At 34.8% G+C, this 14240-nt stretch carries 15 protein-coding genes and 2 tRNA genes; 9 read left to right on the top strand and 8 right to left on the bottom strand.

The features are described 5' to 3' along the window. Positions 1-13 precede the first annotated feature (13 nt). From KO527_RS04490 to KO527_RS04475, 4 genes are all read left to right on the top strand, one after another. Positions 14-628 carry a sugar transferase gene (locus KO527_RS04490; protein WP_354668603.1) on the top strand — a complete coding sequence of 205 codons (615 nt, stop codon included), beginning with the start codon at positions 14-16 and terminating at the stop codon, positions 626-628. Beyond that, a complete protein-coding gene (locus KO527_RS04485; protein WP_354668599.1) occupies positions 621-1241 on the top strand; it encodes an acetyltransferase in 621 nt (206 codons plus the stop codon). Before KO527_RS04490 ends, KO527_RS04485 begins: the two co-directional genes overlap by 8 nt. Positions 1242-1273: 32 nt before the next feature. Further along, entirely contained in the window at positions 1274-2470 is a 1197-nt protein-coding gene (locus tag KO527_RS04480) for a DegT/DnrJ/EryC1/StrS aminotransferase family protein (RefSeq protein ID WP_216039160.1), read from the top strand. Positions 2471-2561: 91 nt separating this feature from the next. Further along, positions 2562-4511, top strand: coding sequence for a nucleoside-diphosphate sugar epimerase/dehydratase (locus KO527_RS04475; RefSeq protein ID WP_216039159.1), 1950 nt, complete (start codon positions 2562-2564; stop codon positions 4509-4511). A gap of 53 nt (positions 4512-4564) precedes the next feature. Here the strand turns inward: KO527_RS04475 and KO527_RS04470 are convergent. From KO527_RS04470 to KO527_RS04460, 3 genes are all read right to left on the bottom strand, one after another. After that, positions 4565-4640, bottom strand: a tRNA-Val gene (locus tag KO527_RS04470). Between the two features lie 42 nt (positions 4641-4682). Further along, positions 4683-4758 (bottom strand) — tRNA-Val (locus KO527_RS04465). Between the two features lie 161 nt (positions 4759-4919). Beyond that, a complete protein-coding gene (locus KO527_RS04460; protein ID WP_216039158.1) occupies positions 4920-6278 on the bottom strand; it encodes an MATE family efflux transporter in 1359 nt (452 codons plus the stop codon). A 70-nt stretch (positions 6279-6348) separates the two neighbouring features. On the opposite strand from KO527_RS04460, the gene KO527_RS04455 reads away from it, so the two are divergent. Further along, entirely contained in the window at positions 6349-6975 is a 627-nt protein-coding gene (locus KO527_RS04455; RefSeq protein WP_216039157.1) for a riboflavin synthase subunit alpha, read from the top strand. A 25-nt stretch (positions 6976-7000) separates the two neighbouring features. Here the strand turns inward: KO527_RS04455 and KO527_RS04450 are convergent, their stop codons facing one another. Both KO527_RS04450 and KO527_RS04445 read right to left on the bottom strand, forming a co-directional pair. Then, positions 7001-7195, bottom strand: a complete 195-nt coding sequence (locus KO527_RS04450) for a CPXCG motif-containing cysteine-rich protein (RefSeq protein WP_095367746.1) — start codon at positions 7193-7195, stop codon at positions 7001-7003. 94 nt (positions 7196-7289) lie between these two features. Then, complete coding sequence (locus KO527_RS04445) at positions 7290-8159, bottom strand: fructosamine kinase family protein (protein WP_216039156.1); 870 nt, start codon at positions 8157-8159, stop codon at positions 7290-7292. 169 nt (positions 8160-8328) lie between these two features. On the opposite strand from KO527_RS04445, the gene KO527_RS04440 reads away from it, so the two are divergent. Beyond that, positions 8329-9030 (top strand): DUF445 family protein, encoded by a 702-nt coding sequence (locus KO527_RS04440; protein ID WP_216039155.1) that lies wholly within the window; start codon positions 8329-8331, stop codon positions 9028-9030. Positions 9031-9119: 89 nt separating this feature from the next. Here KO527_RS04440 and cobO read toward each other — a convergent pair whose 3' ends face one another. From cobO to cobT, 3 genes are read right to left on the bottom strand one after another with little or no spacing between them, the layout of a single operon-like run. Further along, a complete protein-coding gene (cobO, locus tag KO527_RS04435; protein WP_216039154.1) occupies positions 9120-9716 on the bottom strand; it encodes a cob(I)yrinic acid a,c-diamide adenosyltransferase in 597 nt (198 codons plus the stop codon). Positions 9717-9729: 13 nt separating this feature from the next. Continuing rightward, positions 9730-10518, bottom strand: coding sequence for an adenosylcobinamide-GDP ribazoletransferase (locus KO527_RS04430; protein ID WP_216039153.1), 789 nt, complete (start codon positions 10516-10518; stop codon positions 9730-9732). Further along, entirely contained in the window at positions 10515-11513 is a 999-nt protein-coding gene (gene cobT, locus KO527_RS04425) for a nicotinate-nucleotide--dimethylbenzimidazole phosphoribosyltransferase (RefSeq protein ID WP_216039152.1), read from the bottom strand. Before cobT ends, KO527_RS04430 begins: the two co-directional genes overlap by 4 nt. Positions 11514-11639: 126 nt before the next feature. Between cobT and cobU the strand changes: the two genes are divergently transcribed. The 3 genes from cobU to KO527_RS04410 all read left to right on the top strand — a co-directional run bounded on the left by cobU (position 11640) and on the right by KO527_RS04410 (position 14235). After that, positions 11640-12152 (top strand): bifunctional adenosylcobinamide kinase/adenosylcobinamide-phosphate guanylyltransferase, encoded by a 513-nt coding sequence (gene cobU / locus KO527_RS04420; protein ID WP_216039151.1) that lies wholly within the window; start codon positions 11640-11642, stop codon positions 12150-12152. Next, entirely contained in the window at positions 12145-12738 is a 594-nt protein-coding gene (locus KO527_RS04415) for a histidine phosphatase family protein (RefSeq protein ID WP_216039150.1), read from the top strand. The genes cobU and KO527_RS04415 overlap by 8 nt, the downstream gene beginning before the upstream one ends. 96 nt (positions 12739-12834) lie before the next feature. Next, entirely contained in the window at positions 12835-14235 is a 1401-nt protein-coding gene (locus tag KO527_RS04410; protein WP_216039149.1) for an amidohydrolase, read from the top strand. Positions 14236-14240: the final 5 nt, after the last annotated feature.

Here is a 14240-nt window from a genome sequence, read left to right as displayed (position 1 = left end):
AGGAGTTCCTTTGATTAAACGTTCTTTTGATATTTTCGTCGCATTTTTTGCTCTTGTTCTTTTATCTCCTGTGATTTTAGTTGTAGTTATATTAGTATTAAATAAGCTCGGCTCCCCAATTTTATTTAGGCAAAAAAGACCAGGCCTTAATTCTGAAATTTTTGAAATTATAAAGTTTAGAAGTATGAAAGATGTTAAAGATAATTCAGGAAATTTATTAAAGGATGAAGACCGATTAACCAGTTTTGGTAAAAAACTACGATCATCTAGTCTTGATGAATTACCCGGGCTTTGGAATGTTTTTAAAGGGGATATGAGCTTAGTTGGTCCAAGGCCTTTATTGGTAGAATACTTACCATTATATACATTCGAGCAATCAAAACGTCAGAAGGTACGTCCTGGTATTACTGGTTGGGCTCAAATCAATGGACGAAATGCAATTAGTTGGGAGCAAAAGTTTGAATTAGATATTTGGTATGTAAAAAACCAAAGCTTTTTACTAGATTTGAAAATATTACTTTTAACAGTGAGGAAAGTACTTCTTAGGGAAGGCATTTCATCTGAAGGCGAAGCTACAATGGCAAAGTTTAAAGGTACTAGTAGCCGGAGGAGTGATAGGTGTGACTAAATTGGCAATCTTAGGAGCAAGTTGTCATGGCAAAGTTGTAGCTGATGCCGCTTTTGAGTCAGGAGCTTGGGATGAAATTGTCTTTTTTGATGATGCTTATCCAGATAAAAAAAAATTAGAATGTTGGACTGTTATCGGTAGTACTTTGGATTTAATCATTGATTTAAATAACTATCATGTCATTGTCGCAATCGGTGATAATAAAACTAGATTTAAGAAACAAGCTGTCCTGGAAGCTAATGGTGCTGTAATTGCTACTGTCATTCATCCCAAATCTACCGTGAGTTCATTTAGTACTATTGAGCAAGGCTCTGTCGTTATGGCTGGCGCGATTGTAAATGCGTTTAGCTATATAAGTAAGTCTTGTATAGTTAATAGTAATTCTGTGATTGAACATGATTGCTTTCTTGGTTGTGGTGTACATATCAGTCCAAATGCATCTTTAGCTGGTGGTGTTAAAATTGGTAACATGTCATGGGTAGGAATTGCTAGTTGTGTAAGGGAGTTAATATCTATTGGTGAAAGCATCATAATAGGCGCGGGATCTGTTGTAGTTAAAAATGTATTCATAAAAGGTGTTTATGTAGGTAACCCTTTAAGACAAATTGAATGACCTTTTTATGAGTATTAATTAAGAGTTTATATATGTTAAATACAAATTTATCTCCGTGGCCGAATTTTACTAAAGAAGAAGCAGCTAAAGTCTCTTCTGTTTTGCTATCAAATAAAGTTAATTATTGGACGGGTGAAGAAGGGCGTAAGTTCGAAAATGAGTTCGCTTTGTTTAGTGACTGTAAATATGCCGTAGCTGTCGCTAATGGTACATTAGCTTTAGATTTAGCACTTAAAAGTTTGGATATTGGATTTGGTGATGAGGTTATAGTTACTTCAAGGACATTTATAGCTTCAGTCAGCAGTATTATTAACTGCGGTGCCACGCCAATTTTTGCAGATGTAAATCTAGAATCTCAAAATATTTGTACGGAAAGTATTTCTGAAGTACTGACAAAAAATACTAAAGCGATAATTTGTGTCCATTTAGCTGGTTGGCCATGTGAAATGGATGAAATAATGGAGTTAGCAAATCAAAAAAATATTTTTGTTATTGAAGATTGTGCTCAAGCACATGGAGCTAAATTTAAAGGAAAATCGGTCGGAAGCTTTGGACATATAGGGGCTTGGTCTTTTTGCCAAGACAAAATTATGTCTACAGGAGGAGAGGGAGGAATGCTAACGACTAATTCAGAAGAATTATGGCGGAAATCCTGGGCTTTTAAAGATCATGGAAAATCTTATAAAGCAGTTTACGAAACTGAGCATCCTCCTGGCTATAGGTGGTTACATGATTCTTTTGGTACAAATTGGCGCTTAACAGAAATGCAATCAGCAATAGGGCGGATCCAACTAAATCGAATGAAAGATTGGAATATTAATAGAACTGAAAATAGCAATAAAATTTTTGAAATTTGTAGAAAGTATTCTTTTCTTAGAGTGCCAGCTCAACCTAAGTATATACAACATGCATTTTATAAGTGTTACGTTTTTATTGAAAATAAAAATCCTGAAAGTCAGCTTACTCGAGATTATATTTTAAAAAAGTTAAATTCAGTAGGAGTTCCATGTTTTTCTGGCAGTTGTTCTGAGGTTTATAAAGAAAAAGCTTTTGAAAATACGGGCTTCGCTCCGAAATTTCCTCTACCAAATGCTCACCTATTAGGGAATACTAGTTTAATGTTTTTAGTACACCCTAATATAACAAATCACCAAATGTTACATGTTTGTCAGAAATTAACCGAAACATTCAATGAGATACAAAGTAATGTCAACAAAATAGCTACATAGTTGGTGACATTGTAACTAAATGTTGCAATAATACTTTATTATTAAAATTTACTTAAAAGGATTTAAGGATAATAAAGTAAGGTTGTTTTAAATGATTAGACGTATAGATCTTATTCCAAGCCCCATCAAGTTACTACTGGCATTATGCTATGATTTAACAGCCATTATAATTTCGTTTTTATTAGCTTATTTTATTCGCATGAATATTTCTAATGTGGAGTTTTCGTGGCCGGAGCTAGCTGTATTACTCACTGTATCTATTACATCACTTGTTATATTTTATGTCTTTGGCATATATCGAACAGTAATCAGGTATTTTGACGCTAAATCTGCAATGAATATTTTAACTTTATTATGTATATCAAGCTTGATATTTTATTTAAGTAGCTTCACATTTTCAGCATTTGTCCCTCGATCAGTTCCTATTATATTTTTTGTATTTTCTAGTATTTTAATTTGCGGTGCAAGAGCTATAGTTGGATTTATCGTAGAAAAACATTGGTTTGATCAAAAAGAAGGGGTTGTGATATATGGGGCCTCCAGTACAGGAGTAGAACTCGCTAGAGTGCTTTCATCTGGTAATAAGTACCAACCACTAGCATTCATCGATGAAAAGAAACGTTATCAAGGTAGATCCGTATCAGGTGTAAAAGTTTTACCATTGGACCATATTCAAAAATTAATAAATAAATATGGGCAGTTCAAAGTATTAATTGCCGTTTCTAAAGTTGATCCTATTCGTATGAAACAAATTGTTGAACTTTTAGAGCCCCATGCTTTAGAACTTTTAACTATACCAAGTTTCTCGGATATTGTTTCTGGAAAACGAACAATTGATGAACTTAGAGAAATTTCTATTGATGAACTATTAGGAAGAAAAGCAGTTTTACCTATTCCTGAATTGTTGAACGCTAATATTTTAAACCAAACGGTCATGGTCACAGGTGCAGGAGGCTCTATTGGAAAAGAACTTTGTAGGCAGATCTTAGTCTTAAATCCATTAAAGTTAATTATAGTTGATATTAGCGAGGCATCGCTTTATGAAATTGATCAAGAATTGAATAAAATGAAAAAAGGAGCTCGACTTGATATAGAGATTTTACCTGTTATTGGTAATGTTCAAAATGCTCAATTAATGTCTAAAATAATAAGTGATAATAGGGTCAATACGATTTACCATGCAGCAGCATATAAGCATGTTCCTTTAGTCGAAAATAATATATTTGCTGGTATATCGAATAATGTAATGGGTACTTATGAACTAGCCTTGGCTTCGGTAATGTGTGAAGTAGAAACTTTTATACTAATTTCAACTGATAAAGCTGTGCGTCCAACAAATATCATGGGTGCTACAAAAAGGTTAGCTGAATTAGTTTTACAAGGCTTAGCAAAAACAGAACATAAAACTCGTTTTGCAATGGTTCGATTCGGCAACGTATTAGGGTCTTCCGGCTCTGTAGTTCCTTTATTTAAAGAGCAAATAAAGAACTCTGGTCCAATTACGCTAACTCATCCTGATATAATCAGATATTTTATGACTATTCCTGAAGCGGCTCAACTTGTGTTACAAGCAGGCTCTATGGGTAAAGGTGGAGATGTTTTTGTGTTAGATATGGGGAAGCCTGTAAAAATTATTGATCTTGCATATAAAATGACTCATTTAATGGGATTGACGATTAAGGATCAAATTAACCCTAACGGAGATATTTCAATTGAATGTACTGGCTTACGTCCTGGTGAAAAGTTGTATGAAGAGCTATTAATAGGCGAAAACGTACAAAAGACAAAGCATAAATTAATTTTAAGTGCTTATGAGAAAAGCCTTTCATGGGTCGAAATCAAAAAGGTTATTAATGATTTAAATAATGCTATATCTGAGCTCAATAAAGAGAAAGTCATTAAAATATTGATTGATGCGCCAATTGATTACATGCCGAAAGGATGTGAACCTAATGCTAAGAACGTTGATAAAGAAAAGTACAAAGCAGTTATATCCAAGTTAGAAGTTAACTCGAAGTTAAACCGGTTAAAAAGAGCATAAATAGTTTATGATTAATATATAATAAGAAAGTGGGCCATAATGAAAATTAGAAATGGTGCTCGCTACTGGACTTGAACCAGTGACCTACGCCATGTCATGGCGGCACTCTACCAACTGAGTTAAGCGAGCATATAATGCATTTGATGAAAATACTTAGTATAAATATAAAAATGGTGCTCGCTACTGGACTTGAACCAGTGACCTACGCCATGTCATGGCGGCACTCTACCAACTGAGTTAAGCGAGCAATATATTTTAAGGCAGTAACCTCTCAACAAGCCGCTAATATATAGCGACTTTTAGTTGGGATCAAGTAACATTTGAGTTTAATAGTTTGTTTGCTGTTTTTTTATTCGTTACATATACGAACCAGTTAATATTTAAACAAATATTAGTTTTTATATTATTTCAGCTATTTTTATTAAATGGAGCAATCGAAAGACGCTTTTTTACTGTATACAACATCAAAAGTGAAGCGACAGTTAACCCAATTATGATCCCGAGCCAAAAACCCTGAGCGCCCATCGCTTGAACAATATAATCCGTTTTAGCTAATACATAACCAATACTAAAACCGATTAACCAATATGAAATAAAAGTGATATATGAAATCGGGGCTGTGTGCTTTAAGCCTCTTAATACACCATTTGCGGCTACCTGTAGTGCGTCAGGTAATTGATAAAAACAAGCCAGAACTAAAATAGCAGATGCTAAAGCAATAACCTCTGGTACATCAGAATACAAATCGCTGATCCAATTTCTGCCAATAAAAGTAATTGAAGCAACAATGCAGGCAATACCAATAGCTAATAAGAAACTGGTTAAAATCGTACTTCTCAATTTTTCATATTGTGCTTGTCCATATAAATTACCAACACGGATACAAATTGCCATTGAAAGGCTCAAAGGCATCATAAATAGGACCGTAGAGACACTCGCCGCCACCTGATGGCCCGATACGACAACTGCACCTAAATTAGCAATAAATAATGGGATGCAGGCAAATAGTGTCACTTCAAAAAAGGTTGCTAGCGAAATTGGAATGCCCATTTTAAAAATACTGTATATTTGTGAAAATTGAGGAGGACTAAATTGGCTGAGCAAAAATTTACCATTGAGTTTTTTACTACAATAAGTGTAGATAACTTGGCTAACTGCCATGCACCAAAATACAATGGCTGTGGCGATACCACAGCCTGCACCACCTAAGGCTGGCATACCAAATTCACCATGTATAAATATATAGTTCGCGGGAATATTAACTGCCAAACCTATAATACTGATATAGAGTGCCGGCTTAGTAAGCGTCATGCCTTCAGATACATTTCTAAAAGTACAATAAATTAAAAATGCAGGTAAGCCCCATTTTACGAAATTCAAATAGTCAAGTGTCAGTTTTGATACTTGAGGCTCCATTTTTATATAATTAACAGCATAATGGAGTTGGTTGATCAAAAATAATCCGACTACAGATAAAATAAGCGCTAAATAGCATGCTTGATGTAACTGGGTTCTGATTTCAGTGGTTTTTTTTGCGCCATAATGATGTGCAACAATGCCTGTAAGTGCGAGTAGGATCCCTTGTAAACTGAGCAGAATTGGGTTCCATAATCCAGATGCAATAGATAATGCCGCTAAATCAAACTGGCTAATTTGACCTGCCATTATAGTATCAACAACGCCCATCAGAACGAGTATTACTTGTGCAAAAAAAACGGGAATAGCGAGTCGAAGCAAATATTTTGCTTCCCACGGACAAAACTTCATGCTTGCCTATCGGGTAAAAAATAAGGAGAATCGGATTATATTCTAATTTTATATGTATTAGGGAAATAAAATGTTTACGGGTATTGTTCAAACACAAGCAACTGTCATTTCAGTCAGTGAAGTAGAAGGTATAAAAAGGCTTGTGCTATCAGTTCCGGGTCAATACCTTCAACGATTAGACTTAGGAGCAAGTATATCTATTAATGGCTGTTGCCTTACTGTTGTTCATTTTGAATTGGGAATACGGGATGTCGTTGGGCAAGTTTACTTTGATGTGATTGATGAAACCTTACGATTAACTAATTTAGGTGATTTAGTTCAAGGTAAGAAAGTAAACTTTGAACGTTCAGTTTGTTTTGGTACTGAGCTAGGCGGGCATATTGTTTCAGGTCATATTCATACAACAGCGGTATTAAGTGATATAGATTTCAATGGCGATAATTGCAGCTTTAAATTTAATTTAGCGCCTAAGTGGTTAAAATATGTCATGCATAAAGGGTTCATTAGTATTAACGGCGCTAGTTTAACCGTAGGTGACGTAGATGATTCGGGCTTTTATGTACATTTAATCCCTGAAACCTTAAAAATTACAAACTTAGGGGTGTCAAAAATTAACGACTTAATAAACATAGAAGTTGATCAGCAAACTTATACAATAATAGATACGGTTGAACGTTATATGAAAAATAATACTTAACTAAATAGATGACAATGAATAACCTCTATTCATTGTCATTATCTATATGTAACTCTACTTTGTTATATGCGCGATCAATATGCATGTTTAAGTGAATAGGGTTACAACATGCAGCACAATCTTCATAATAGTCCTGATCGCCACTAGTCGTATCAACTTCAACCAAAACATGATGACCACAATGTGGGCAACTGATCCTCTGCATTTTATGGTCTTTCATAACTTACTCACTTAGTTGCTTTTAACGCAATAATTAAAGTGTAGTTTGCTATTGCAGATAAATAAAATAAACATAATTATTTTTGATTACTGATTTATCCTAGATCAAAAATAGATTCTATACGTTCCTTAACATCAATAAGATAGCGGCCTTGGAATAAATTTGCATGATTGAGTAAATGATAAAGCTGATAGATATCTTTTCTTAAATGGTAGTCTTTTTGTAATGGATAATGGGATTCATAGGCAGTATAGAAGGCTTCAGGAAATTGACCAAAAAGTTCGGTAAATGCGATATCTGTTTCACGATCACCATAATAACAAGCAGGATCAAAAATAGCGGGTTGATTATTCACAAATCCAATATTGCCACGCCAAAGATCGCCATGTAATAAACTCGGTAGTACAGTATTATGTCGATGCAGTTTGGTTTTGACCAAAGCTATCACTTCTTCAATATTACAAAAGTTAAAGCCTTTTTCTTGTAATAACTGCAATTGCCAACCAATTCTTTGCTCTGAAAAAAAATAACACCAATTTTTGTGCCATTGATTTGGTTGTATTGTATGGCCAATAAAGTTGTCATGTTGCCAGCCAAACATAGCTTGATCATGCTTTTTATGCATCTTTGCAAGTAAATCACCTAGCTTAGACCAATCGTTTGTTACATCTGTGTGTAAATCTAACCATTCTAATACAATATAGCTATGGGATAAGGTTTTACCTGAGCAGATACAATCAGGTATGAAAAACACACTTTCGTTCGTAAGCTCTTTTAAATTATACGCTTCGCAATCGAAATTCTCTTCATTTGATAGAGGCGCTAATTTAACTAAATAATGGTGGGTGCCGTCACTGATCTTAAAATTGGGGTAGTTGATATTTGAACTAATTTGTTGTTTGTTTTGAATTACAAAATTGAAATGTAATTTTTCACTAATATGCTTTGATATTGCGTGCCACATTATTCGCTCACTTTATCAGTTAAAGTTTAAAGTCAGGTCATTTCTTATATGAGTATGGCAAATAAATATTAATTAAGCATAGTTTTTAAAAATAACAAATTGATAGCTTGTGACATGCTAAGCATATGATTAAAATCACACAAAAGATTTTATATTTTGGAGCGTGATCTTGAATAAGAGTGTAGTAACTAATTCGTTAGCATTAATTTTAGCATTAGTGGGATTCTTCTCAGGGCAAGCAATTATTTTGTCTGTTGGATTATTTGCATTGTCCGGTGCGTTCACTAATTGGTTAGCTGTACATATGCTTTTTGAAAAAGTACCACTTTTATATGGTTCAGGTGTGATCCCTGCTAATTTTGAACAATTTAAATCAGCAATTAAAGTGATGATGATGGAGCAGTTTTTCACTAAAGAAAATATTGATAACTTTATGTCAGAGCAAGACGGTAAAGCGCATCAATTCAAACTATCGCCTATTATCGAAAAAGTTGATTTAGCGCCTGCATTTGATACTTTGGTTGATGTTGTAGAAAAATCGTCTTTTGGCAGTATGCTTGCTATGTTTGGTGGTACTGAAGCATTAATGCCTTTAAAAGACCCTTTTATTGAAAAAATGAAAGGGTCTATGATAGATATCACAGAATCTGAAGCGTTTAGTGAGTTATTACGAGAACAATTAGAGCAACCTAGTGTAATCGCTGATATGCAAGACAAAGTATCTGAAATTATAGATATTCGATTAGCAGAATTAACACCTAAAATGGTTAAAGAGATTATCCAAACCATGATCAAAAAGCATTTAGGCTGGCTAGTTGTATGGGGCGGGGTATTTGGTGGTTTATTTGGTTTAGCCGCAGCGCTTATTTAAGCTGTTTTTGATGTAAACCCTATAATTTATTTATAGGGTTTTATAATGGCTTTAATAGAGAGTAGGCTTTCTATTCAACCTGAGGTTACTTACCAATCAACTCCTTTTAATACTTTAACGCCAGAATCAAAAGCATGTTTTACATTTTTTACTTCTGATACCGTATCAGCTAACTCAATTAACGCACGGTGTGCTGCACGACCTGTGATCACAACACTCTGCATTTTTGGTCTATTTTCAATTGCTTCTATTACTTCATCCAATTCAATGTAGTTATACGACACCATATAAGTAATTTCATCCAATAAAACAACATCTATAGCGTCATCTTTAAGCATGCGCTTACATTCTTGCCAAATAATTTGGGCAGCTGCGGTATCAGTCTCTTTGTTTTGAGTTTCCCAAGTAAAACCCGTTTTCATTACTTGAAATTCAACATTATGTTGCTCTAAAAGGTTACGTTCTCCACAGTCCCATGTCCCTTTAATAAACTGAGCAACGGCACACTTTAAACCATGCCCTACAGCGCGTGCCACGGTACCAAAACCCGCAGTCGATTTACCCTTACCATTGCCTGTAATAACTAATACTAACCCTTTTACTGTTTGTGCATTAGCGATTTTAGTATCGACGGTTTCTTTTAATTTTTGTTGTCTTTCACTATGACGTTCATTTTTATCTGTCATGTTTATCCCTTTTTTATAAAGCAAGTAGCGTAGCTGATAGTGTGATGTAACCCATAATCTCTGTCGTTTGCTGAGCAAAACCTAAACAGTCACCTGTATAACCTCTTAAATGTTTATAAAACCATTTAATAAGTATGAGACGTGTTAAAGCCAATATAATCATTAATGTAACTGTAGTTTTAAAACTAATATAAAAGATACCGAAGCCAAATAGTATTAAAACACTGAAACTTACGATAAATATTAAATCTTTTAAGTTTAAATGCTCGGCTAAAGGTTTAGTTTTTGTGACCGCATCAGCGGTTGCATAATTTAAACTGTAGATAATGCTGGTGGCGACTGCTCTGCTCAGTGTATGCATTAAAATCATCGCATATATAGGCTCATTTAGTGCTGATAATAATGAAAACTTTAATAGTAAAACACTAAATAGGCCCAAACCACCAAAAGTGCCAATAGATGAATCTTTCATTATTGATAGTTTTTTGTGTATTTGATTATCACCGACACTAGCACCGCCAAAACCATCACAGACATCGGCAAGCCCATCTTCATGAAATCCACCTGTGACATAAAATCCAAATATCATGCTTAAAATTATTGCGATATCTTTAGAGAGAAACTGAATCGTAATAAAATACACTAGTGCGCATAAGCAACCAACAAGCATGCCGACTGCAGGAAAGTATCTGGCAGCTTTATTCAATCTACTTTTTGTAAAATTGACATGGGCTATGGGAATACGCGTTAAAAAACCAATAGCGATAATAAATATAATAAATTGCTCGCGCAGGAAACTCATATTTCTATGCCTAAATCACTTAAGCTTGCCATATCGTTATAAAAACTGACAGATGATTGTAGTAAAGGTAATGCTAATGCTGCGCCACTACCTTCACCTAATCTTAAATTAAGATCTAATAAAGCTGTCACATTAAGGTATTCGAGGACTTTTTTATGGGCTTGCTCTTGTGAGCAATGTGCAAATACCAGAAATTGTTTAACATTTGGATTTATCTTTAAAGCAACTAAAGCCGCTGATGTCACAATAAAACCATCTATGACAATCAGCATTTTGTTTTTTGCAGCAGCTAAAATTGCGCCAACTAATTGCACAATTTCAAATCCACCTAAATTTTGAAGTATTTCAATCACATCTTGGCTGTTAATTCTATCTAATGCCTTTTGGATTAAATTGGACTTTAATATTAATTGTTTATCATTAATGCCTGTACCTGTGCCAACGAGTTCAGATGCTGGCTTTTGAAGTATCGCGGCACAAATCGCAGCGGCAGATGATGTATTGCCTATTCCCATTTCACCTAAACCAATAGTATTACATCCATCTGAGTGTAATTTATTAATTAAGTTCTCACTATATTTTATTCCAGTTTCAACTTGTTCAAGTGTCATTGCAGGTGAGGTTGAAATATCATGCGTACAATTGCCTAATCGTTGATTTATTAAATCAGGGTGGGAGAGTTTTGTTAAAATACCGCAGTCAATGATATTTAAATGCCAACCTAAAGTTCGACTTAAACAATTAATTGCTGCGCCACCATGTAAAAAATTTTGCACCATTTGAGTAGTCACTTCACTTGGCGCTATGCTAATACCATATTTGGCAATACCGTGATCACCAGCGAAAATAAGCATGCTTGCTTTATTTATTGATATTTTGTCTGTCTGTTGTACTAATGCGATTTGTTTGGCAAGTGATTCAAGTTGTCCTAAAGCGCCAATTGGTTTGGTTTTTAGGTCAATTTTGTTCTGGATTTGTTCATCGGTAAAAAGCATAAAGTCGCAACTGATAAATAATTTTTGCTTATAGTAGTGATAATTTAAATTATCTCAAGTGATCAATTTTAAAGTCCTTTAATTATTTGCTAGGCTACACTTCATTGATATTAATAAAAATAGTATATGAAACAATTAATTTTGGGTGGTGTGCGTTCTGGAAAAAGTTCCCATGCCGAAAAAGTAGCAAATCAATTGTCAAAAAATGTGATTTACGTTGCAACGGCACAGGCATTTGACGATGAAATGAAAAATCGAATTTTACGTCATCAAAATGATCGCCCCGGTCATTGGCAATTGGTAGAAGAGCCTTTAGATTTGGAGAGAATCTTATTAACACACAATCAAATACACCATACTTTATTAATTGATTGTTTAACTTTATGGTTAAATAATTGTTTGCATTATAAAGCGAATGAATGGCAACAGTTTAAAACTGACTTTTTGCATGCTTTATCTCAATCTAAAGCCACTATTATTTTAGTAAGTAACGAAGTTGGCTTTTCAATCACCCCTGATAATGCCCTAGCAAGAGTATTTTGTGATGAGCAAGGTTGGTTAAATCAAGATATTGCGAAAGTATGTGATAGGGTAACCTTAACGGTCGCAGGTATTGCTTTAGAGCTTAAAAATGAATAGTCAATTGTACTTAATGAGACACGGTTTACCTGAAGGAGGTCAAAAGCTCAGAGGTAAAACCGATGACCCTTTATGCTCTGAGGGCAAGTTACAGATGCAAAAAAGTGCAAGTGAGCTAGATGTTGATATTGTGTTCTCTTCACCATTAAAACGTTGTGCTGAATTTGCATTAGAATTCTCCCAAAGCAAAAAAATTCAATTTATATCTAATGATAAGGTAGCAGAAATCGACTTTGGTGATTGGGATGGAAAACCCTATTCTGAACTTTTTAAGCACAGAAATTCGCAGGCTGAGCAGTATTTAAGTGACCCTTGGAATAATTCAATTCCTAATGGAGAATCTCTTAAAGATTTTTCAAACAGAGTAAATACGGCATTGATTGATATTTTATCAAAACATAAGGGTAAAAAAATACTCATAGTGACGCATAGTGGCGTGATCAGGCAAATGATAGCCAATGTTTTAAATATAAAAAGTCCTAATGCTAACTGCCAGCAAAAGATCAAAATTAATTACGCGAGCATTGTGAAATTTTCTATTTTTACTGATACTACAAATACACATTTCATCAATTTAGAATTATGACAGTTATCGTTATTTCATGTCGAATTACCGCTTAACAGTTACATTGTGAAACACATTTAGATAAAGTATTGCAAAATCAATCGGAGAATAACAAAAATGCAAAGATTTGCTCCTTCAATATTAGTGCTAGCTGTGACTGCTGCATTAGTCGGATGTCAAGATTCAGGTCCTCAAGATGCTAAAGTATCTTTTAATAAAAACCCTTACCCAAGCTCATACCAAGCAATGCCATCAGAAAAAACACTGATTAAAAACGCAACTGTACTTACGGGGACAGGCGAGCGTTTAGATGGAGCCGATGTATTATTGGTTGATGGCAAAATTGAAGCAATTGGTAAAAATTTATCAGCATCAGGCGTAAAAACAATTGATGCAAATGGTAAGTGGGTAACACCAGGGATCATTGATGTACATTCACATCTAGGTGCTTATCCAAGCCCATCTGTTGAATCACATCAAGATGGTAATGAAATGACTAACCCTGTGACTGCAGAAGTTTGGGTTGAGCATTCAGTTTGGCCACAAGACCCAGGTTTTAATGCTGCACGTGCTGGTGGTATTACTTCTTTACAAATTTTACCTGGTTCAGGTAATTTAATTGGTGGCCGCGGAGTGACGCTTAAAAATGTACCTTCTCCAACAATGCAAGGTATGAAATATCCAGAAGCACCGTATGGTCTAAAAATGGCATGTGGTGAAAATCCGAAACGCGTTTACGGTAGCCGCAAGGTAACGCCTTCTACACGTATGGGTAATATGGCTGGTTACAGAAATGCTTGGATTGAAGCAACAGAATATAAGCGCGCTTGGGAAAAATACGAATCTGAGTATGCACAAGGTAAAAACCCTGCTGCACCAGAGCGTGATTTAACGCTTGATACCCTAAAAGGTGTATTAGATGGTGATATTAAAATTCACAATCACTGTTATAAAGCTGAAGAAATGGCAATGATGATAGATTTAGGTAAAGAGTTTAACTACGACTCAGGTACCTTCCATCATGCAATTGAAGCATATAAAATTTCTGATTTATTAGCACAAAATGGTAACTGTGCTGCTATGTGGCCAGATTGGTGGGGCTTCAAAATGGAAGCGTATGACATGATCCAAGAGAATGTTGCTGTTGTAAATGCAGTTAAAAACTCTTGTGCTGTTGTGCATTCTGATTCAGATACAACGATTCAGCGCTTAAACCAAGAAGCAGGCAAGGTTATGTATCGTGCTAATGAAAATGGTTTTGAGCTAAAAGAAGAAGATGCCATCGTTTGGATCACTCAAAATGCTGCAAAATCTTTAGGTATTGAAGATAAAACAGGTTCATTAGTAAAAGGTAAACAAGCTGATGTGGTTATTTGGAATCAAAGCCCATTTAGTGTTTATGCTAAAGCTGAACAAGTATTTATCGATGGTGCAAAAGTTTACGACCGTTTTGATGAAAAATATCAAGCAAAAAGTGACTTTATGTTAGGCCAGCCAACAGCAGTTAAAACCCATTAAGAGGA

This window comes from Pseudoalteromonas sp. C2R02 (assembly GCF_018860845.1).
Classification (GTDB): Bacteria; Pseudomonadota; Gammaproteobacteria; order Enterobacterales; family Alteromonadaceae; genus Pseudoalteromonas.
The sequence above is the reverse complement of the archived record's forward strand: the minus strand, read 5'-3'. Positions and strand labels throughout refer to the sequence as shown.